Annotated in this window: 18 protein-coding genes; 3 read left to right on the top strand and 15 right to left on the bottom strand. The window is 32.8% G+C overall.

The annotated features are described in order from the left end of the window. Positions 1 to 7: 7 nt before the first annotated feature. From AC2D6V_RS01685 to AC2D6V_RS01655, 7 genes are all read right to left on the bottom strand, one after another. Positions 8 to 1,624, bottom strand: a complete 1,617-nt coding sequence (locus tag AC2D6V_RS01685; protein ID WP_484646304.1) for a glutamate synthase-related protein — start codon at positions 1,622 to 1,624, stop codon at positions 8 to 10. A gap of 76 nt (positions 1,625 to 1,700) precedes the next feature. Further along, a complete protein-coding gene (locus tag AC2D6V_RS01680) occupies positions 1,701 to 3,194 on the bottom strand; it encodes an aminotransferase class V-fold PLP-dependent enzyme (RefSeq protein WP_484646303.1) in 1,494 nt (497 codons plus the stop codon). A gap of 30 nt (positions 3,195 to 3,224) precedes the next feature. Continuing rightward, a complete protein-coding gene (locus AC2D6V_RS01675; RefSeq protein ID WP_484646302.1) occupies positions 3,225 to 5,711 on the bottom strand; it encodes a protein-disulfide reductase DsbD family protein in 2,487 nt (828 codons plus the stop codon). 219 nt (positions 5,712 to 5,930) lie between these two features. Beyond that, positions 5,931 to 6,545: a deoxynucleoside kinase gene (locus AC2D6V_RS01670; protein WP_484646301.1), complete on the bottom strand. Its 615-nt coding sequence runs from the start codon at positions 6,543 to 6,545 to the stop codon at positions 5,931 to 5,933. Between the two features lie 5 nt (positions 6,546 to 6,550). After that, the gene (locus AC2D6V_RS01665) at positions 6,551 to 7,330 is read right to left on the bottom strand and encodes a hypothetical protein (protein ID WP_484646300.1); all 780 of its coding nucleotides are present in this window, start codon (positions 7,328 to 7,330) and stop codon (positions 6,551 to 6,553) included. Positions 7,331 to 7,363: 33 nt separating this feature from the next. Continuing rightward, on the bottom strand, positions 7,364 to 8,047 hold the full coding sequence (locus AC2D6V_RS01660) for a response regulator transcription factor (RefSeq protein ID WP_484646299.1): 684 nt from the start codon (positions 8,045 to 8,047) through the stop codon (positions 7,364 to 7,366). Continuing rightward, the gene (locus tag AC2D6V_RS01655) at positions 8,040 to 9,503 is read right to left on the bottom strand and encodes a sensor histidine kinase (protein ID WP_484646298.1); all 1,464 of its coding nucleotides are present in this window, start codon (positions 9,501 to 9,503) and stop codon (positions 8,040 to 8,042) included. The genes AC2D6V_RS01660 and AC2D6V_RS01655 overlap by 8 nt, the downstream gene beginning before the upstream one ends. A 126-nt stretch (positions 9,504 to 9,629) precedes the next feature. On the opposite strand from AC2D6V_RS01655, the gene AC2D6V_RS01650 reads away from it, so the two are divergent. The 3 genes from AC2D6V_RS01650 to AC2D6V_RS01640 all read left to right on the top strand — a co-directional run bounded on the left by AC2D6V_RS01650 (position 9,630) and on the right by AC2D6V_RS01640 (position 14,213). Next, positions 9,630 to 10,448 (top strand): GLPGLI family protein, encoded by an 819-nt coding sequence (locus tag AC2D6V_RS01650; protein WP_484646297.1) that lies wholly within the window; start codon positions 9,630 to 9,632, stop codon positions 10,446 to 10,448. Between the two features lie 135 nt (positions 10,449 to 10,583). Continuing rightward, positions 10,584 to 11,456 (top strand): GLPGLI family protein, encoded by an 873-nt coding sequence (locus tag AC2D6V_RS01645; protein ID WP_484646296.1) that lies wholly within the window; start codon positions 10,584 to 10,586, stop codon positions 11,454 to 11,456. Between the two features lie 42 nt (positions 11,457 to 11,498). Beyond that, complete coding sequence (locus tag AC2D6V_RS01640; protein ID WP_484646295.1) at positions 11,499 to 14,213, top strand: carboxypeptidase regulatory-like domain-containing protein; 2,715 nt, start codon at positions 11,499 to 11,501, stop codon at positions 14,211 to 14,213. A gap of 99 nt (positions 14,214 to 14,312) precedes the next feature. Here AC2D6V_RS01640 and AC2D6V_RS01635 read toward each other — a convergent pair whose 3' ends face one another. The 8 genes from AC2D6V_RS01635 to AC2D6V_RS01600 form a co-directional block, all read right to left on the bottom strand. Beyond that, a complete protein-coding gene (locus AC2D6V_RS01635) occupies positions 14,313 to 15,149 on the bottom strand; it encodes an SDR family oxidoreductase (protein WP_484646294.1) in 837 nt (278 codons plus the stop codon). Positions 15,150 to 15,160: 11 nt separating this feature from the next. Then, on the bottom strand, positions 15,161 to 15,646 hold the full coding sequence (locus tag AC2D6V_RS01630) for an anthrone oxygenase family protein (RefSeq protein WP_484646293.1): 486 nt from the start codon (positions 15,644 to 15,646) through the stop codon (positions 15,161 to 15,163). Beyond that, positions 15,643 to 16,035: a hypothetical protein gene (locus tag AC2D6V_RS01625; RefSeq protein ID WP_484646292.1), complete on the bottom strand. Its 393-nt coding sequence runs from the start codon at positions 16,033 to 16,035 to the stop codon at positions 15,643 to 15,645. The genes AC2D6V_RS01630 and AC2D6V_RS01625 overlap by 4 nt, the downstream gene beginning before the upstream one ends. A 91-nt stretch (positions 16,036 to 16,126) precedes the next feature. Then, the gene (locus AC2D6V_RS01620; RefSeq protein ID WP_484646291.1) at positions 16,127 to 16,978 is read right to left on the bottom strand and encodes a helix-turn-helix domain-containing protein; all 852 of its coding nucleotides are present in this window, start codon (positions 16,976 to 16,978) and stop codon (positions 16,127 to 16,129) included. A gap of 44 nt (positions 16,979 to 17,022) precedes the next feature. After that, positions 17,023 to 17,475 (bottom strand): VOC family protein, encoded by a 453-nt coding sequence (locus tag AC2D6V_RS01615; RefSeq protein WP_484646290.1) that lies wholly within the window; start codon positions 17,473 to 17,475, stop codon positions 17,023 to 17,025. A 231-nt stretch (positions 17,476 to 17,706) separates the two neighbouring features. Next, positions 17,707 to 18,387 carry a hypothetical protein gene (locus tag AC2D6V_RS01610; protein WP_484646289.1) on the bottom strand — a complete coding sequence of 227 codons (681 nt, stop codon included), beginning with the start codon at positions 18,385 to 18,387 and terminating at the stop codon, positions 17,707 to 17,709. A gap of 188 nt (positions 18,388 to 18,575) precedes the next feature. Continuing rightward, complete coding sequence (locus AC2D6V_RS01605; RefSeq protein WP_484646288.1) at positions 18,576 to 19,325, bottom strand: DUF6090 family protein; 750 nt, start codon at positions 19,323 to 19,325, stop codon at positions 18,576 to 18,578. Positions 19,326 to 19,680: 355 nt separating this feature from the next. Then, a complete protein-coding gene (locus AC2D6V_RS01600; protein WP_484647503.1) occupies positions 19,681 to 21,066 on the bottom strand; it encodes a glycoside hydrolase family 30 protein in 1,386 nt (461 codons plus the stop codon). Positions 21,067 to 21,390 lie beyond the last annotated feature (324 nt).

Below are 21,390 nucleotides of genomic sequence, written 5' to 3'. Positions count from 1 at the left end.
TGATGAATTAAGAGCTGAGTCCAGCGTAATTAATGCCTGTTAATTTGTGTATATCTAAATCGAACGTCGACAAGTCACCATGACTAAATTTGGTAATATCGTCATAACCACAAGCTCTTGCCACAACTTTAATTAGATTGTTGGTTGCTGAGAAATAATTATAAAGCTGTTTAGCAGATTGATTGATAATTAATCTACTTCTTAAAGATTCTTTTTGGGTAGCAATACCAACTGGACAGTTATTAGTTCCACAAGCGCGCATGCCTAAACAACCTATAGCTTGTAAAGCTGAGTTTGAAACGGCAATAGCATCTGCACCAAGCATCATGGCTTTTGCAAAGTCTTCGGCAACACGTAAGCCTCCTGTAATTACTAATGTGATATCAGTTGCATCTACTTTATCCATATAGGCTCTTGCTCTAGCTAAAGCAGGAATAGTTGGTACATTAATATGGTCTCTTAAAATGGTTGGTGCAGAACCAGTTCCACCACCTCGACCATCTAGAATAATATAATCTACACCTACATCGAGTGCAAATTGAATGTCTTTTTCTATATGACTTGCTGCAATTTTAAATCCAATAGGAATGCCTCCCGTGCGTTCACGTACCTTATCGGCAAAAACCTTAAAATCTTCAGCTGAATGAAAATTTGGATTTGCTGCTGGCGAGATAGCAGTTTCGCCTTCTTTTAAACCTCTTACTTCTGCTATTTCTTTGCTTACTTTATTTCCTGGTAAATGACCACCAGTTCCTGTTTTCGCACCTTGACCACCTTTAAAATGAAAGGCTTGTACATTATCTAATTTATCCCAAGAAAATCCAAATTGCGCTGATGCTAATTCATAAAAATATCTTGAGTTACTTGCTTGTTCTTCTGGTAACATACCGCCTTCACCAGAACAAATTCCTGTTCCAGCCATTTCGGCTCCTTTGCTTAAAGCGATTTTAGCTTCACGAGATAGTGCTCCAAAACTCATATCACTCACAAAAAGTGGCATATCTAATTCCAGTGGCTTTTTTGCGTTTGGACCAATAACCACTTTGGTTGCAACAGACTCATCATCCAATAAAGGACGTGTTGCTAATTGTGCTGGTAAAAATTGAATATCATTCCATTTGGGTAGCGTGTTTCTATCTACTCCCATGGATGCTGAAAATCCGTGATGACCAATGTTTTTTAATCCGTTTTTAGCGAGTTCTTTTATGTACCCTGTATAAGGCTCGGTGTCTTCTGGATGTGTGTCTGCGTATGTTCCTAAATAATCCTCACGATTAAAAGGTTGTGGATGATTGTGTTCGAAATTTTTAATTTCGTTTTCGTCTACTAATAAAGAATCTCCTTCTATATACTCTTGAAATTTGTGAAGCTGCTCATCGTTATTATATTCGCTAATTCCAGTATCATATCGGTAATCCCAGCCATGAACGCCACAAATTAAATTATGACCATCAATATGGCCATCTGATAAAAGAGCACCGCGGTGATGACATCTTCCGTACAAAACAGAAATCCCTTGTTCATGTTTAATAATTACTAAGTCGGTGTTTTTTACTAAAGCGTAAGCGGGTTGTTTCTCTTTTAATTCCGAAAGTTTTGCAATCTCAATTTTATTGGTCGACATGAAGTTGGCTTTAGTTAGTTACTCAATCTACAACTTTTGGACGGAATAATTATGAGTTAATTACAAGAGAAGAGTTTTAAAGTTTAAACCAGTCTTTAGTTATTTCTTTTTCAATAGACTTATTACCTTTATGAATAAACTCGTTTTTAATAGCATCATATTCATAATCTTCTCCCCATAATTTATAGTTTTCTGCAACAGATTTTATAGCATCACATATAAATTTCATTTCGGTATTGGTAATTGTTGGATGAATAGACATGCGTATCCAGCCTGGTCGTTCAATTAAGCAGCCTTCTAGTATTTTTTGTTCTATAGCCTTTGATGTTGGCTCATCTACATTTAATAAATAATGCCCATAAGTTCCAGCACAAGAGCAGCCACCACGTGTTTGTACACCAAAGCGATCGTTTAAAAGTTTAACGATTAAATTATAATGCGCATCATCTATATAAAACGAAAACACACCCAATCTATCTTTGTGCTTAGGGGCTAATATTTGTAAATTATCAATTTCAGAAAGGCTGTTAAAAACAATGTCGATTAATTCGTGTTCACGGTCTAAAATATTTTGAACACCCATTTGCTCTTTAAGTTGAATTGAAAGTGCAATTTTGATGGCCTGTAAAAACCCAGGTGTACCTCCATCTTCACGAGTTTCAATGTCATCAATATAATCATGATTTCCCCAAGGATTTGTATAGCTTACCGTACCTCCTCCTGGGTTGTCTGGCACAAGGTTTTTATATAATTTTTTATTAAAGATTAATACTCCTGATGAACCTGGACCTCCTAAAAATTTGTGAGGAGAGAAGGTAATGGCATCCAAATATTCTTCTTCAGTTTCTGGATGCATATCAATATTTACATAAGGTGCTGAACATGCAAAATCAACAAAGCATAAACCGTTGTTTTTGTGCATGACCTTAGCAATGTCATGGTAATTGGTTCTAATACCAGTAACATTAGAACAGCCTGTTAAAGCAGCTATTTTTATGGGACACTCTTTATTTTTTTCTATTAACTCTTCTAGTTTTATAAGACATGGTAAGCCGTCTTTATTTGAAGGAATTACCTCTACTCTTGCAATAGTTTCTAACCAAGAAGTTTGATTAGAATGATGTTCCATGTGAGACACAAAAATAATGGGTCTTTTTTCTTCTGGAATTTCTGTATGGTCTTTTAAATTTTCATTAACCTTTAATCCTAAAATACGTTGAAATTTATTGATGGCTCCCGTCATTCCTGTTCCAACAGTTATGAGAATATCATCTTTTGAAGCATTAACATGCTTTTTTATAATGTTTCTAGCTTCATGATAAGCATGTGTCATTGCCGATCCTGTAATAGAAGTTTCGGTATGTGTGTTGGCTACAAATGGCCCTATTTCGTTAAGTAATTTTTCTTCTATAGGTTTATATAGTCTTCCGCTAGCAGTCCAATCGGCATAAATAATTTTTTTCCTTCCGTAAGGAGATTCGAAATATTCATTATTCCCGACAATATTATTTCTGAATGCTTCAAAATATTGCTCTAAACTAGATTTTTTCTTTGTTGTTGAACTAAGCATAATTATTCAGATTTCATTTTAATAATGTCACTACTTTTGGTTGTTAAAAACCTCTAAACCACATTTTAGGAATTCTTCATATTCATCCTCATCTGGTGTATAAGCAACAGGCGTGTTTAAAACTTCTTTTCCGTCGGGACTCAATAAAACATAGTAAGGCTGGGAGTTGGTTTTAAAAAACTGCGTTTGGAAATTAGCCCATTTATGTCCATAACTTTCAAGTTCTCTTGTGCCACCATTAACGCGATTTACTTTTACCTGCTGCTCGATTGGTAAATCTTTTTTATCATCTACATATAGTGAAATTAACACATAATCGTCTCTTAAATAATTGTCTATTTTTTTAATGGACCATACGTGTTCTTCCATTTTTCTGCAATTTACACAGGCATAACCTGTAAAATCTAACATGATGGGCTTATTTACTTTTGTTGCGTAGGCTATACCTGTTTTTAAGTCTTTAAAGCATTCTAAATTATTAGGGCAATCCTGTGGATATATGAAACTATATCCTACAGGTGGCGCTAAACCACTTAGTAAAGATAACGAAGTAAATGTATTCCTCTCTTTATTCACTCTAAAACCAGACACTAAATATATTGTAAAGGATGCAACTAGAATACCTCCAGCAATTCTTGAAAAGGATAATTTTTTTATTGGTGAATCGTGCGGAAATTTTATTTTTCCAAATAAATACAGTGCTAAACTACCAAAAATAATAACCCAAAGTATTAAGAATGGCTCAATTTTTAATATCCCCCAATGGTCTACTAGATCGGCATTGGACAAAAACTTAAATGCTAATGCTAACTCTAAAAAGCCTAAAATAACTTTTGTTGTATTTAGCCAACCTCCTGATTTTGGTAAGGCATTCATCATGTTAGGGAACATTGCAAATAGTGCAAAAGGGAGCCCTAAAGAAACACCAAATCCAGCCATGCCCGCTGTAAGTTGCCATGCGCCTCCATCGGCTGTTAAAGAACCTGCAAGTAAGGATCCAAGAATAGGGCCAGTGCATGAAAAAGATACAATAGCAAGAGTTAATGCCATAAAAAAGATACCAATAAGACCGCCAGCATGTTCTCCTTGTGTTGTTTTATTGGTCCAACTAGATGGTAGAGTTAACTCATAATAACCAAAGAATGAAAAAGCAAAAAACACAAAAATGACAAAGAATATAATATTCAGCCAAACGTTGGTTGATATTTCATTCAGAATATCTGGGTTTACAGAGTCTAACAAATGAAAAGGAACACTTAATATGACGTATACTGCAAATATGAAGAAACCATATAAAAGTGCTTTGGATATTCCAGAACCTTTGCTTTGTCCATTTTTTTTTGTAAAAAATGATACTGTTAAAGGAATCATAGGAAATACACATGGTGTAAGTAAGGCTAATAAACCTCCTAAAAATCCTAAAGCAAAAATACTCCATAACGATTTTCCTCCTTCTTTTATATCTGCCACATTATTACTTGCTTGACTTTCACAGCTAACACTTGATTTTTGCAATTCCTCAGGTGACATACCATACAAGGACAGGTTAACATCACTATTGTCAATGGATGAGTCTTTGTTTATGCCTTCGGTAAGTATTTTTAAGCCTTGTTCGCTAAAAACAAATTGAAAGGATTCACTAGGAGGAAATACACATTGTTCGTCATCGCAGGTAACATACGAGATACTTCCTTTAATAGAGGTGTTAGGTTTTTTAATTTTAATTTTCTGAGTAAAAACAGCTTGTTTATAAAACTTACTAAGCTCAACATTATCAAATAATGGTTCTTTTTTAGTTACTTTGTTTTTGTCGTTTTCAATAGTTTTACCGATTAATTCGATGTTTGCGTTTTCCTCAAAATCAAAGATTGTGTTTGGTCCTTCAATGCTTAAATGTTGTGAATAAATAGCCCAGTTTTCGTCTATATCTGCAGTAAATATTAATTCGTATTCTTCATAGGAAGTTTTATTGAACTTATAATTCCAAGTAACGGGCTTTAAAATCCCATCTGTATTTTCGTTTAAGCTAAAGGTGTTTTCATCGGAGTTAAATCTATTGTCTTTCGATTCATTGGGGATATTAAAAACTAAATCAATTTCGGTAGGCGGTAAGCATCTAGTATCATCACAAACCATGAATTCCACAGTCCCATTTACGGTATTTACATTTCCTGAAATTTCTATGGTTTGTACAAAAACAGCACTATTTTCAAAAAACTTAATTTTCATATTAAAAACAGGATCATCCACAGTATGTCCTTCTTCTTCAGATGTGTTTCCAATAATTTTAATGGTATCTTCTTCATAATTATAAGTAAAGGTTGTTGGAATTGGTCCATCGTCTGGCACATTTTGCGAATATAAATGCCAACCAGTTTCTATCGAAGCTTTAGTTATTAAATTAAACTTGGTATCTGAAACTTTTTCAACAGAAGTTAGCCATTTAACGGGATCCAAAATTTGTGAATTTCCGATAGAAAATGAAATAAGTACAAGAACAAGAATGATATTTTTCATAGGTTGAATTATTTATGGAAGATTTTTTTAGTACTCCCAATAACGTCTTAATAACCACACATAAATTTATTAAACAAAAGTATAAATAAAGATATTGTGATATGTACTAATGAGTCGTTAAATAATAATAACCCCTATTAAAGAAATGTTAAATGTTGTAAATGGTGTTAAACTGGTAAGTTTATTGATTTTTTAAAATCTAAAAAAGTATTAAATGCTTTAAAACAACCCATTGATTTCGGCATCAATGGTATTTATAATGTTGCCTAAATCTTCTGGATTATCAACAAAATCAAGTTTGTCAACATCAATAATTAGAAGTTTGCCTTTGTCATAACCATGAATCCAAGCTTCATAACGTTCGTTTAATCGACTAAGGTAATCGATGCTTATAGAATTTTCGTAATCACGACCACGTTTATGAATTTGAGATACCAAATTAGGAATAGAGCTTCGCAGATAAATTAAAACATCTGGTCCTTTAACTAAAGATTCCATTAAATCGAAAAGTGATCGGTAGTTTTCGAAATCACGATTTGTCATTAAACCCATAGCATGTAAATTAGGGGCAAAAATATGGGCATCTTCATAAATGGTCCTGTCTTGAATAATGTCTTTTCCACTCTCACGGATTTGTAACACTTGCCGAAATCTGCTATTTAAGAAATATACTTGCAGATTAAAACTCCAACGTTCCATTTGATTGTAAAAATCGTCTAAGTACGGATTGTCTACAACATCTTCAAGTTGTGCTTCCCATTTATAGTGTTTTGCAAGTAATTTAGTGAGCGTTGTTTTTCCAGCGCCAATATTTCCGGCAATAGCAATGTGCATAGTTTTTAATTGATTTTTATTTGGTACTCAAAGAGAGTTTTGGAATCGTAAATATACAAGGTTTCATTGGTTACAAAAAACTGATTTATCAACAAATTTGATATATTAATTGGCATCATGTTTTTTGATTCTTTTTGCAGTCTAAAAAGGATGTTTTCCTTCTTCAAAAAAACGTATCCATTGTTTTCGGTAATAGCTGTGTAACCATCATTCTTAATTTTTGAAACCAGACTTCCAAAGTAATTATATTTATAAATAGAATCTTTAGTAAGCACCCAGCAATAGTTGTAATTGCTTTTTAAATCTAGTACTTCACTTTGAATAGGTAAGCTTTGAGCGCGCGTTGTATTACTCTTATAATCATAAAGTTCTAATTGTTGATTATCTATATTAAAGATCCAAAGAGTGTTATCGTAACCCGTAGTAATGTGAGATACGTTTTTGTATGGTTGGATAGCGTTAAAATCAATTTTAAATATTTCTGCTAAGCGATTATCGAGTATAATTATTGAATTAAAATCTCTGTAGAATAAATTAATTTTTAAGGGGTTAAAGGCATTTGCTGATAATAATTCACCTAATTGTAGATTGTTGTAGGTAATGGTCTTACTAGCATCTTTTTTATAAAATACATTATTGTTTTCGTAATAAGTTGTTCCAAAATTATCAATTGCAATAAGAGATTCAACATTGAGGTCTGTTTTTTTAATCAAAGTAGTTACAATAGATTCTTGAGCGACTATTGTAACTGAGAGGAAGAAAATAATGTATTGAATATATTTCATCGTAGCTTGAAAAGTACAAAAATCAAACCACTTTCAACAAATTAGTTTATAGCCAAAACCACGAACGTTAATAATTTCAATTTCTTTATCTTGTTTTAACTTTTTTCTGAGTTTGGTAATAAAAACATCCATACTTCGTGCATTAAAAAAATCGTCGTTACCCCAAAGCTTATTAAGAATTAAAGAGCGATCTAAAACTTGATTTTTATTTTTTATAAGATGAAACAATAAATGCGCTTCTCTATGCGTGAGTTGCACTATGGCCTCATTTTTATATTGAAGGGTTTGTTTAGGGAAATTAAAAGTATACTTGCTAAAATTAATGGTGTCAACTTGTTTTTGTTCCCTTGTTCTATGAAGTAAATTATTAATTCTAACAATTAACTCTTCCATACTAAAAGGTTTTTTCAAATAATCGTTGCCACCAATAGTAAATCCTTCAACTACATCCTGAGTTTGTGATTTGGCAGTAAGAAAGATGATTGGAATGGAATCATCTGTTTCACGAATTTCCTTTGCCAACGTAAAGCCATCTTTTTTTGGCATCATAACATCTAGAACTAATAGTTCTGGTTTTTCAGTTTGATATTTCGATAAAGCAATATCGCCGTTGGCGCAAAGTATAACACTAAAGTTTCGTGTTTCAAGACTTTCCTTAATTATTTGTCCTAATGCTGGTTCGTCTTCAGCTAAAAGTATCTTAGTTAGCTTAGTCATTTGGGAGCGTTATTTTAAACGTTGTTAAATTTTTACTCAAATCGAGATTAATTGTGCCATTATGTTTTTCAATTATCTTTTTGGTGTAATATAAACCAATTCCAAAACCTTTTACATCATGTGTATTTCCTTTTGGAATCCGATAAAACTTTTCAAAAATTTTATCCGTATTAGCTTTTTTAATAGTGTTTCCGTTATCCGAAATTGAAACATAAAAATCTTTTGCACCTTGCGATAATTCTATATTAATAAGATCCCCACCATATTTAATTGCATTATCTAAAATATTATTAATAGCATTTTCAAAATGAAAAGAGTCTACATTGGCAACTACATTTTCAGACGAACCTAAAAAATTTATGGTTTTGTTTTCGCATTGTATTTTATGTTTTGCAACAATGGCCTCTAGTATTTCATTAATAGCATATGCCTCTCTCTTTAATTCTAAATTATCACTATCTAAAGTGGCTGTTTCTAAAAGTTTTTCAACCATCACATTTAGTTTTGACAGTTGATTGCTAGACATATCTAAATAGGACTTAGTTTTTTCTTTATTATCAATAACATTAAAGTTTTTAATGCTCTCTAAAGCGACTCCAATAGTAGCAATAGGCGTTTTAAATTCATGGGTAATGTTACTAATCAAATCATTTTTTACTTCGGCAAGTTGCTTCTGTTTCTGGATAATCTTAAGTAAATAGAGTAAGCATCCTACAATTGCAAATACAAGTAATGTCGAAATTAGAATGCTCACTAACCCCTGTTTTAAAATAATACTTGTTGCATTTGGGTATGCAATTATTAGTGTTTCATTATATTTTAAGAATGTAGATTTTGATTCTGCTTTTAAATAGCTGGAATCTACTTTTTGTACATTAATTGAATTAAAAAGGCTATCATCTTTAAAATGTTTTAATGCAAAAGGAATGTCTAGTTGTTTTCTTTTTAGCTCTTTATCTACTAAAGGATTTAATTTGGAGAAATCTAAACTATCATTTTTTATGGAAATAAAAATGGACGTGATACCTTTTAAAAGCTTAATACTATCAGACGCTTTTTTACCTCTAACAACTTTTATTTTTGAGATATGCTCTTGGCCTTTCTTGAAGGTAAAACCACTATTGGAATCGTTTAATTCGGTGAAGCCAGAAATGCCATTATCATGGATGTTTTTATATTCAAGTTCTATATTTTTTAGGATAGAATCGGGATTAATCGTATGCGGTTCTTTATTAATATAAATACTATCCGATTCAATAATAGTCATTTCATTAGATTCTGCAAGATCTGCATAATAGGTGTCGAGAGCATTGTCTAAACTAACCTGAACCTGATTAGTGAAATATTGTTTATTCAGCAAATAGTTTTTATAATTCCAATAAGCTTGAACCGCAATAGTTAAAACTATGGTAGTTACTATAAGATATAAAAGCCAGGTATATTTCTTGTCGTTCATTAGTTCAAAAGTAAATGTTAAATAGCTATAAAACGAATTGGTTAACACACGTTAACACTCATTAACTATAATAATTTAATTTACTTTTCATATTTGTAGCTCATTAATCAAAAAACGAATACAGTTATGAAGTTTAATTATGTCTACGTGTTTATCTTATTTACCATAACGAGTTTAACTGCTCAAGATTTTCAAGGTATCGCTACCTATAAGTCGCATCGCAAGGTGGATTTAAAAATGGATGATGAGAACATGAACTCCGAAATGCAGGAACAAATTCAAGCACAATTGCGAAAACAGTTTCAACAAGAATACACGCTTACCTTTAACAAAAATGAATCTATTTACAAACAGGAAGAAAAGTTGGATGCGCCAAATCCTATTCAATCTGGGATTCAAATAAAGGTTTCCCAAGGTTCAGACATTATGTATAAGAACATAAAAGAGGATAGATACACTAATAAAAATGAAATATTTGGAAAGGTGTTTTTAATAAAAGATAGTCTAGAAAACAGAAAATGGGAGCTTTTAAATGAAACGAAATTTATTGGTGATTACACGTGTTTTAAGGCTGAGTTTAAAGATGAGTATACTACACAAACCATAAATGAAAAAGGTGAATTAACAAAAGAAACTAAGCCTAGAACAACAACGGTTTGGTATACGCCTCAAATACCTGTAAACAATGGTCCAGGAAATTATTTTGGATTGCCAGGATTAATTTTGGAGGTTAATGATGGCGATTTAACGCTTGTTTGCTCAAAAATTGTACTTAATCCAAAAGAAGAAATTTCTATTGTCGAGCCTAAAAAGGGTAAAGAAGTTACGCAAAAAGAGTTTGACGAGATTAGCGATAAAAAATCTAAGGAAATGATGGAACAATTCCAATCAAGAAGAGGCGGTCACGAAGATGGTGAGCGCGTTATGATCCGTATTGGTGGATAATTTTTAACTAATAATTAACAAAAGCCCGTTAAACTAAAGCCTAGTATTGGTGTCTAAAGGATGTTTTTTAAACACAAAAAAATATTGTTTAATAAATTACTATATTTGTTAAACAAAATTATTTAGATACTCAAAATGAAAGTATACATCAAAAAAATTTCGATTAGCTGGTTATTCTTATTTGTTACAGTTTCAATTCAAGCTCAAGATTTTCAAGGAAAAGCATATTACTTTTCAAAAACACCAATGGAGTTGGGGCGTTTTGGAGCAAAAATGAGTGAAGAGCAAAAAAAACAAATAGCTGCACGTCTTCAAAACAGGTTGGAGAAGACCTATATTCTAACGTTTAACAGAGAAGAATCGATGTACAAGGAAGATGAAAAACTGGATGCTATTTCTGGAGCTACAGACTCATGGGGAAAGAATTTTATGCCAGGTATTCAATATAAGAACATAAAGAATAATACTTTTTTACAAGAGCAAGAATTTTATGGAAAGAAGTTTTTGGTAAAGGATAGTTTACAGTCTCTGAATTGGAAGATGGGAAGTGAAACAAAACAAATAGGACAATATACTTGCTTTAAAGCTACCTGTGAACGATCGACTTTTGATGTTTCTTGGTGGAACTTTTCGTGGGAAGAAGTTAGAAATCAACTTGAAAAGAAACCTGATTCTTCAGAAACTAAAACCACTAAAAACGCTCTAGAAATACCAAAAGAAGAGGTTGTTAAAATGGAAGAAATTGTTGTATGGTATACACCAATGATTCCGGTTAGCCAAGGGCCTGGAGATTATTGGGGACTTCCTGGACTTATTCTAGAAGTGAATGTTGGAAATACAGTCATATTATGTAATAAGGTGGTTATGAACCCGGAAGAAAAAACAAAAATAAAAATCTTAGAAAAAGGTAATGCTGTTACAAAAAAAGAATACAAAGAAATTATTACCAAAAAAATGAAGGAGTTTAGAGAGAATAGAGGTAGAAGAGGCGGTCGCCGAAGAGGATAATTTGAACTTTTTATCAATCAAAAAAATCGATTAACCAAAATCATGAAAAAACTAATTTTTGTAGCGCTACTTTGCGTCGCTAATATATCTATGTCTCAAGTAAAGCTACAAGGTGTCGTTAAAGACAGTATTGGAGCGCCTCTTGAATTAGCCAATGTAATTGCCATTAATCAAGAAACAAAGGCTCTAGAGTCTTATGGAATTACAAACGATGCCGGTAAGTATAAATTGGCTTTAGCTAAAAATAGCACTTATAGTTTGCAAGTGAGTTATATAGGCATGAAAACCTATTCTGAAACAATTTCTACTCAAGAAGTAGATTTGACAAAAGACATTTCAATGACTACAGATAATGTATTAGATGCTATCGAACTTACTTATGAAATGCCAGTAACCGTAAAAGGTGATACCTTAATTTACAATGCTGATTCTTTCAAAAATGGTACAGAACGCAAACTTGAAGATGTTTTAGAAAAACTACCAGGAATAGAAATAAATGATGATGGACAGGTAGAAGTAGAAGGTAAAGTGGTTAATAAGCTCATGGTAAATGGGAAAGATTTTTTTGATGGTGACACCAAATTAGCAACTAAAAATATTCCGTCTAATGCCGTAGATAAAGTACAGGTGTTAAGGAATTACTCCGAAGTTAGTCAGTTAAGTGGAGTAACTAATAACCAAGATAATATCGCCTTAAACATTAAGCTTAAAGAAGGAAAAGAAAACTTTTGGTTTGGTAATATAACTGCTGGAGGAGGCGCTTCGCCTGATAGTGAATTGTATCTGGCACAACCTAAACTATTTTATTATAGCCCTAAATTTAGTCTAAATTTTATAGGTGATTTAAATAATATAGGCGAATTAGCTCTATCGCGTCGCGACATTCGAGGCTTTGGTGGTGGTTTTAGAGCACCTAGCAGAAGTAGCGGAACAGCTATAAATTTAGGCGATAATGGTCTTAATTTCCTAGCCAATCAAAATAATGCTTTAGAAATAGAGAATAAACTCGCAGCTTCCAATTTTAGTTATTCTCCAAACAAGGCTTTAGACATCAGCGGATTTGCAATTTATAATAGCAGTCGCATACTATCCAAAGAAATAAGTTTTGTGCAATACACTGACGCCGATTTAGGAATTCCAGATGAGGCAACAGAGCAAAGTAGCAAGGAACGATCAAATCAAGGGTTATTAAAGTTAAGTACGGCCTATAAGCCTAATTTAAATAACCAGATGGATTATGATGTGCTTGGTCGGTTTTCAAAAGATGTGCAAACTCAAAATTTGTTTTCTTCGGTTGTTGGTAATACCAATCAGTTAGATGAGGTTACCCCGTTTAGTATTAATCAGAATTTAAATTATTACTATACCCTTGACGAAAATAATATTTTTGCTTTTGAAGCACAGCATCTTATAAAAAACGAAGATCCGTTCTATAATGCACTATTAGTAAACAACCCCGATAATGAAGATGCTTTTGATAATACAGCAGACGCTATTGGCTTTAATACATCTTTAAATAATTACGATTTAGGACAGAACAGATTGATAAAGTCAAACCAGTTGGATGCGAAACTTGATTATTATAATATTCTAAATGCCAAAAGTAATATCAATTTTACGCTTGGTACTATTTTAAGCAGCCAAGAATTTAATTCAAATATGTTTCAGTTTTTAGAAAACGGTTCGCAATTCAATCCAACACCAAACTTTAATGATGGACGTGCCACTAACGATACAGATTATAACTTTAGCGATATTTATTTAGGGCTTCATTATACCTTAAAAGCAGGTATATTTACTTTTACTCCTGGGTTTTCTGTTCATGCTTACTCAAATAAAAACAGCCAGTTTGGAGAAACATATAAAGACAATTTCTTTAGGTTTTTACCAGATTTTGAAACGCGCCTTCAATTTAAAAAGAGCGAAAGTTTAACCCTTCGATATAACATGCAAAATCAATTTACCGATGTTACACGTTTAGCAGAGGGATTAGTATTTAACAACTTTAATAGTATTCAATTTGGAGAGCCTGAATTACAAAATGCCTTGTCACATAATGTGAGTTTGTTTTATAGTAGTTTTAATTTGTTTAACTATACAAATGTATTTGCGCGTGTATCTTACAATAAGAATATAGATCAAATACGAAGCTTAACAGATTTTGAAAATGTAATTCGTACAGGCACTTTTTTTAATTCCGATTTTGCAGACGAAAGTGTCTCAGCAAACGGGCGTGTGCAACGTACTTTTGGTAAACTAAGAGCAGGCCTCTCGGCTAACTTTAATTACAGTAAGATTAATCAGTTTGTACAAGGACGTCAGTCTTTAAATGAACGCTTTACGCAAAGTTACAGACCAGAATTGCGCACCAATTTTAGAGAAGCACCAAATGTTAGACTAAGATATCGTTATAGTGTTTCAGATAATAACCAAGGTACAAGCTCTACAAAGTTTGTTACTAAGGCACCGTCTATAGATTTTGATGCCTACATCTGGAAATCGTTAACTTTTAAAACAGAGTATACCTACACCAATCAAGATGGTGGTTCGCAACCAGAACAGACCTTCGAAACTTGGGATGCGTCGCTTGCGTATAGAAAAAACAGAGATGCTAAATGGGAATACGAAATAAAAGCAACTAACCTTTTAGATATAGATTCTAGGGCGAGAAACAGTGCGAATAATATTTCTGTACTAAACTCAGAAACGTTTATACAACCACGTTTTGTTACTTTTAGAATTCGTTATGAGTTGTAGGGATTTTTGTTCGTTTACCCACTGTGTATGGTGAAGCGAGGCGCTACTCACTGGAAGCCATAATTGCGACTCATTCGCTATACACGTTGTTGGCAATAGTTATGTAACGCTTACCTGATTCCAAATACCAGTTTTAGCTGTTTCTTTAGCATATTCCATAAATGGTTTTGCTTTTCTGCCTAAAACTCGTTCAATATCATTAACTACCAGTTGATTTTTTGGATTGGTTAAAACATGACTAAATAAATACTCAATTAACCACACTACATCATTAGGTATTTGCATTTGTTTCATGCCATCTGTATACTGCTCTAGTGTGATATCATAAAAATTCAAATTTCTTTTACTAGTCCTTGAAATGATATTCACAATATCTTTAAACGTGATTAATTCTGGACCAGTTACCTCAATAATTTTACCATTATAAGTATCATCTAATAATACAGTTGCTGCTACTTCTGCAATATCATTTACATCTACAAATGGTATTAAAACATCAGACATTGGTAATGCCACTTCTCCAGAAAGAATAGGGTCTAAAAAGAAACTTTCGCTCCAATTTTGGTTAAACCATGAGGCTCGAACAATTGTGTAATTTATGCTTGAATCCATAACAATTTTTTCGCAGGCTTCAGCTTCAGTTTCACCTTTTCCAGAAAGTAAAACCATTTTTTTTACCCCTAATTCTATAGCTAAATAAGTTAAACTCTCTATGGCTTCTTTAGCTCCAGGAACCGCAAGGTCAGGATAAAAAGTAACATACATTTTTTCGATGCCGTTTAAGGCATCTACCCAAGTATCTTTATTGTCCCAATCAAAGCTTGGTGATGAATTTCTTGAACCAATTCTTGGCTCAATTCCATTGTTTTGTAATTGCTCGACTACGCGGCGACCAGTTTTCCCTGTTCCTCCGATAACTAAAATGTTTGTTTTCATAATGAATTGTTTTAAAATGTTTTTTGAATAAATAATGATGTAAGTAATAGAATGAATGAAACCATGCTTGAAACGGTTCTTATACCATGGAAATGATTCCAAGCACTTTCATAATAGGTTCTAAAATCCTTTAGCTCTATTAAGTTAAGTTTGGTAATATTTAATGCTTCTAGTTCATTGTTTAAGGGGACATTTCCAAATGCTGTAACTCCAAAAGTGCCAATTAGATATATGATTGTTGATGCCAACACTAAAACAAATACAGTTTTGTTGTTGAACTGTAAATAAATAGTTATCACCAATCCAATTAGGCTTCCAAAGAACACGATGAAGAACACCGGATTCAAGATTTCTCTATTAATGTTTTGCATTGTTTCCAAATACGTTAAATGACCTACTTTTTGTGTTCCCAAAATGACCGAAACAGACCAGGCGAAGAAAAAACCTATAGAAAGCGCATTCAATAAAACCGTTATAAAAATAAAAGCTGTTTTCATGCTTTTATTTTTTTTGTTAAATGAGTTCCGAAATACAATACAATGAAGTAGAACTCAACCGCAATAGTATAAAACATAGGGTCTCCAAAGAATTTCGAATAGCTACCACCGTAAGGTATTATAAATACAGGAACCGTTATCAATGCATCTAATATGGTAGCCACTAATAAAAACGTAAGTGCCAAAGCAGATGGTTTTATGTAACTTTTTGTATAGAACAAATATGTTCCTAAACATGCGCTAGGTATTATACCTAAAGCTAATGCGACATTAGATTGTAGTTCAGGATTTTCTAAAATGGGGGCATAAAATGATAAGAGGTAAAAGCTAACACCTAAAATCCAAACCAATATGGCGCATGCAATGCTAAATAAATTTTTACTAATCATAATCTTTGGTTTTTGAATTATGATACAAATCTATAGCAGATTCAAGCCAGCGACTTATTCAGAAAGAATTATGATTTATTCGAAAAGAATTTTATGCTTGGCTAGGTCTATAACCAAACTTTTTTTCAAAAGCGTTTGAAAAAGAACCTAAACTATCATAACCCACAGCCCAAGCAGCTTCTTGAATAGTTTTTCGTTCGTTCTTTATTAAATTGTAAGCTTTCTTTAATCGTTCGTTTTGTAAGTATTTGAAAACAGGAACACCAAACTGCGCTTTGAATTCTATTTTAAGCTTATTGGTGTTGATTCCAATTCTATTGGCTAATTCTGTTAAGGAAGGTGGATTCTCTAAATCGGATAACAAAATTTCTTGGGCTAGATTAATTTTTTTTAGTTGCGAAATATTAAGTTTTGAGTATTGTTGTTTTGCCAATTGTCCAAAATAATGAGAAAGTAAAGCTGTGATATGGCTTTTGTAGAACATCATTTTAATCTCGCCCTCGTAAGTATTACTAAAGAATTGTTCCACTAATAGAAACATTTCTGGGCTCATATTAAATACAGGACCTTCAACATAATGATTTTTTGGGTGTACTAACTGATGTAAAAATTTTTCTAAAAACTGACCTTCTCCATTTGGTAATTTGTCTATGTTTCTAATAGTTGTCGCTATCACCAGGCATTGAAGAGATTTTAATCTTGAGACATGATGTTCAAACTCCACTTTGTCATCAGCGTAAAATGATAAAATCATGCCCTTGGTATGACGAAACTCTTTTATGTTTTCATCAAATTTTACTTTAAGGCTAACATCACCTGCACCATAAAAGGCGATAGCTATTACTGGTTCGTCAAAAAAACATGAATCTATTAAATTATTATCAGAACAAGCTTCTTCCAATAATATGGTATAATCATTTATGTCGATCATTTCACGATTCATTCTTAATCCTAATTGTTGATGTATTAGCTTTCTGTCAAACCAGATTAATGTTTCGCATCATTTATCTCAATCCAATAACCGTCAGGATCTATAATATAAATCTGCCTCACTCCATCTTTTCTTTTTTGGATTTTGTGACTCTCTCCAGCAAAATTTGAAAAATTTACTCCTTTATCATTTAAGTATTTTATAAATCCATCGAAGTCTTTTACTGCAAATGCTAAATGAAGAACCTTGTTAATTTTCACGGAACCATATTCATCAACCTGTGCAATATGAAGATGATTGTTGTTTCCAATCTCAAAGAATCGTATCATCTTATTGTCAGGCCAAGGTGTATTTACTTCCTTTAGCTGTAAAATGTCTTTATAGTACTCAACGCTTTTATCTATATTTTCGACTTGAATTGTTGAATGGTCATGTTCTAAGCTAAATGATTGAGCGCTAACAAAAGAAGAAACGAAAACTAATGTTAGAATTAATAATAAGTTTTTCATGTTTGTTGATTGTTGGTTAGTGTATGTAAGTTACTAATAACTTGCGAACTCATTTTCTTTAATTACTATACTTGATTTTGGTAATGTTGCACAACGGTCAAGCTATGGTTTCGCTGTAGATAAATCCGTTAGGATTTTCCGCTATAGAAATCAGGCGTGATAAATTTACAATTTTTCATTTTAACTTAATGCTACAATAAATTATTGCCATTGTTGTGCGCTGGCTTTTAATTATTCCGTTAATGTCAAGTTCTTAATGTTTACCTGTCCAATATGTATTTCATTTTGGTTCAATCTATAAAATAAATTGTCTTCTTTTGCGCTTAAACCTGCTCTTACCGGACCTTCTAAGCCCTTATTAAACAGGGTTATAACATAAAAGGAACTCGTATTTTTTGGGCTTATGGTTCTTTGCAATGAAGATGCTTTCTGAAGTTTATCATCTAAAATGGCACCTAAATCTCCTATTCCAAAATTTAGTAACGATAAATTATTAAAGTTAATTTTCTTTTTTGGAACAAATATTTTGAAATAGTTGTCCGGTGAATCCTGACGGCGGAATGAAGTTGCAGGAAATTCAATTGATAATTTAAAAGGATTATCTGTTTCATTAATTATCAGAGTCCAAAATATAGCATAAACAAAGTTTTCTCCATTATTGTCAGTATATTCCAGTCCTCCTTTTGGTAAACTGTTTTGTATAATCAAACTCTTTCCACTAGTATCAATATATCTATACTCGGTATCAACAAATCTTTTGTAGCTGTCATCTTGGGGTTTTTGATTTTTACTGGTTTTGGTCAATTCAAATGTTTCTATATCGGCAACAATTTTATTTTGCGTTGATTTGTTTTCTTCACCACAGGAAAAAAATACCATTATCATTGTAGTTATAGTTAAAATTTTTCTCATTTTCTCCAGTTTTTGCACAACGTGTTTGTATAAAGTTAGTTGCGTGTTTAAGCAACTAATTTAGTAAACAAAAACAAACGCGAGAAAATTCCGAAGGAATTTTCTAGATAAGCATTTTGCCAGAGCAATTAATTATATACGTTGTTGTGCTTTCGTTATTTTATTAAAAAGAATTTAATCAGTGATATTTAGAAGCCAGCTATTTCTTTTTCTAATAATTGTATTAATTTTTCATTATCAATTTTCAATCTATTGATAGCTTGTAAAGTCCAACCAGATTCTTTTGTCATTCTATTCATTAAACCTATTCTTTTAGGGTTGTCTTTTATTAAACTCATTGGGTCAGATAATTTGTATGCGTTAGCCGCAATATATCCATCTTCTGCTAATGATTCCTGCCAATCAAGTGCTAGTGATTCAACTTTCCCGTTAAAATAGTCTTCCCATAATTCATTATAAAAAGAAATTTTCTTTGTTAAATCTGGGTTAATATTTGAGAACATTCCTGAACTTTTTAGTTCTTCGAATGTAGTTTTTGCAATTGGATAGATAAAATCTCTATTGGTTTGATTAAATGCTAGACGAATGAATTCTAAATCATAAAGTTTAGGTATCTCTACATCCCAAATGCTGTCTGATTGAAATTGTGGAATATTATCTTTCCTATCACCAATTGGGTCGTAGGGATTTGACCCTTCCAAAGTTAATAGATACTGCATAGAATAAAATTTAAAACTATGTTGACTATACATTTCATTCAGACTTTCTTGGTCGGTAGTCAAATCTTGTATCATATTATTTAAATATGTGTTAACTTTTGAATTATTTTTTCTGTTTTCATTCCAGTTATTAATCTGAAGAGCAATTAAAATTCCAATAACTACAAGAATAATTTCACCAATAGCATATTTAAAGTATTTTCCAGTTTTGTTTTCCATAAGTAAGTTTTGTCTAATTTTCCTAAAGAATTTTATCATTGGTTAGTTTTTGGTTATAATGAAGCACAACGTCCACTGTGTATAGCTAAGTGAGGCGCGCCTCACGGGGTGCCATAATTGCTCCTCATTAGCTATATACGCTGTTGTGTACAGTTTCCTATTGAATTCTCGTTGGTTCGACTAAATATACAATTAAATTGGCGAGGTGCAATTAACAGTGGACGTTGGTATGTAATTAGTAGAAAGGAAGCGTTTGCAAAACGCGATTCTACGTGCCACAGGCAATTACATACCAACGGTTTTAAGAATGGTGTGTATCCCAAAGGGTATACACTATACAATTTGTTATAGCCTTTTATTTTTTTTCAAAGTGAATAGTTTGTAACGATCTTTCGTTAATTTTTGAAGAATAAGTATCTGCCCCTAATGTAATCGACACTTGATTCGGCTCCTCATTTTCATTGAAAATTACAAGAACAATGGAGCCATCTTTATTCTTCGCAGCTGTATAAGTAATTCCTTTAGTAGGTTCTCCTTTTGTGCCAATTCTATTGGAATTGGGTCGAATAAACTTACTAAAGTGACTTAACAGATAATAGAGTGGAGTATAAATGACTTCATCTGTTTCAGGATTAATCAGCACAGGGGCGCTGTTAAAATTATCATAGGGGTTAGGTTCCCCATTATTACTTAAGATCATACACCATTCGATGTACCCTTGGGTACCTGCATTTAAATCTGTGATAATGTCATTCACATAAGTGTCGAAGGGCACAAATGTTCCAGCATAATCAGTACTTTCGCGCCAATATTGATCTATTGGATCTTTTGCATCAATATCAATGCTCGATTCAGTATGAATCATTCCTTTATTAGGCCATTTCTGGGTGTGCTTATTTAGGTCTTCTCTAAACCAGTTGTTTTCTTCTAGTTCGGAATTTGCATACCAATGAAAACCTGTTCCCCAAGCATATTTTGCAGCTTCTGGATCTGAATAAGTAGGAGTAACATAGTCAATCAGGTTTGATTTATTATGGTCATATATTATTATGCGTAAACCATCTTCTAAATCATCGAGATTCAAATGTCCATCCTTAACAAGCTGTGGGCCAAGGTGGAATTTTAGGAAGTCGCGCCCTTGTTCAGGAGTAAATCCATTGCTTTCCCAACGAGCATCATGTGCATGTAAAGGCTCGTTTTGAGGGGTGATACCCCACAATGTAATACCCTCTTTTTTGTATGCACTTACATATTTTGATAAGTACTTTGCCCATAGACTATAATATTTTGGCATAAGTGAGCCATTGGTCATTATATCTGTTTCACCGGTTTTCATCCAAGAGGGAGGGCTCCAAGGCGAAGCGATGATATTGAAGTTTGCCTCCGGAATTTTTGAAGCTTCTAAAATCATCGGAATGATATCATATCCGGGCTCTATTAGTTCGACACCTTGAACCTGTTCATTTTCATTACCCGTAAAACCCTTCATATCTTCATAAATACTGAAGCTTTCCAAGCTCTCATCTCCTTCTTCAACGTAGGTGTAATGACCGTTTGAATAATCGCTACTATTAATATGCGTGCGCGTTAGGCTAAAACCAGCACCCTTGGTTGGGCTAAATAACTTGGTCAATACTTCCTTCCGTGAGTTGACAGGAATCGTTGCAAGATTCCAGGCAGATGATTCAGTAAATGATGCTCCGAAGCCAATGTAATCTTGAAACTCTTTATCAGGTAGCATCTCGATGTTGATTATATTATACTCATCTGAAAATTTGCCTATTTTACTAGTGTTGATCTTATTTAGATTGTCTCCAGCTTGTGATGTTTGGTAAATACTTACTTTGTATTGTTCTGATGGATTTTGATAGCAACTCCAGAGGCTAAGAAACGCAATATGGATCATTAAGAATCTTATCTTTTTGGCTTGTAGAATTAAGTGTTGATATTTCATATTATATTTATGCTTTAGCTGTATTAATTGGCTATAACGGTTTTGTGTATGATTAGTGGCGTGTTTATTAAGTGACTAATTTAGCAAGTATAAACCGAATAGAAAATCCGC

The sequence above is a fragment of the Algibacter sp. YIN40 genome (assembly GCF_057219435.1).
The sequence above is the reverse complement of the archived record's forward strand: the minus strand, read 5'-3'. Positions and strand labels throughout refer to the sequence as shown.

Coding starts and splice junctions, on each gene's coding strand:
- AC2D6V_RS01600 (WP_484647503.1), bottom strand. CDS start 21,066: ATGCTACCTGATAAAGAGTTTCAAGATTACATTGGCTTCGGAGCATCA.
- AC2D6V_RS01615 (WP_484646290.1), bottom strand. CDS start 17,475: ATGAAAAACTTATTATTAATTCTAACATTAGTTTTCGTTTCTTCTTTT.
- AC2D6V_RS01650 (WP_484646297.1), top strand. CDS start 9,630: ATGAAGTTTAATTATGTCTACGTGTTTATCTTATTTACCATAACGAGT.
- AC2D6V_RS01660 (WP_484646299.1), bottom strand. CDS start 8,047: ATGACTAAGCTAACTAAGATACTTTTAGCTGAAGACGAACCAGCATTA.
- AC2D6V_RS01635 (WP_484646294.1), bottom strand. CDS start 15,149: ATGAAAACAAACATTTTAGTTATCGGAGGAACAGGGAAAACTGGTCGC.
- AC2D6V_RS01640 (WP_484646295.1), top strand. CDS start 11,499: ATGAAAAAACTAATTTTTGTAGCGCTACTTTGCGTCGCTAATATATCT.
- AC2D6V_RS01610 (WP_484646289.1), bottom strand. CDS start 18,387: ATGAGAAAAATTTTAACTATAACTACAATGATAATGGTATTTTTTTCC.
- AC2D6V_RS01670 (WP_484646301.1), bottom strand. CDS start 6,545: ATGCACATTGCTATTGCCGGAAATATTGGCGCTGGAAAAACAACGCTC.
- AC2D6V_RS01685 (WP_484646304.1), bottom strand. CDS start 1,624: ATGTCGACCAATAAAATTGAGATTGCAAAACTTTCGGAATTAAAAGAG.
- AC2D6V_RS01620 (WP_484646291.1), bottom strand. CDS start 16,978: ATGAATCGTGAAATGATCGACATAAATGATTATACCATATTATTGGAA.
- AC2D6V_RS01680 (WP_484646303.1), bottom strand. CDS start 3,194: ATGCTTAGTTCAACAACAAAGAAAAAATCTAGTTTAGAGCAATATTTT.
- AC2D6V_RS01655 (WP_484646298.1), bottom strand. CDS start 9,503: ATGAACGACAAGAAATATACCTGGCTTTTATATCTTATAGTAACTACC.
- AC2D6V_RS01625 (WP_484646292.1), bottom strand. CDS start 16,035: ATGATTAGTAAAAATTTATTTAGCATTGCATGCGCCATATTGGTTTGG.
- AC2D6V_RS01630 (WP_484646293.1), bottom strand. CDS start 15,646: ATGAAAACAGCTTTTATTTTTATAACGGTTTTATTGAATGCGCTTTCT.
- AC2D6V_RS01605 (WP_484646288.1), bottom strand. CDS start 19,325: ATGGAAAACAAAACTGGAAAATACTTTAAATATGCTATTGGTGAAATT.
- AC2D6V_RS01675 (WP_484646302.1), bottom strand. CDS start 5,711: ATGAAAAATATCATTCTTGTTCTTGTACTTATTTCATTTTCTATCGGA.
- AC2D6V_RS01665 (WP_484646300.1), bottom strand. CDS start 7,330: ATGAAATATATTCAATACATTATTTTCTTCCTCTCAGTTACAATAGTC.
- AC2D6V_RS01645 (WP_484646296.1), top strand. CDS start 10,584: ATGAAAGTATACATCAAAAAAATTTCGATTAGCTGGTTATTCTTATTT.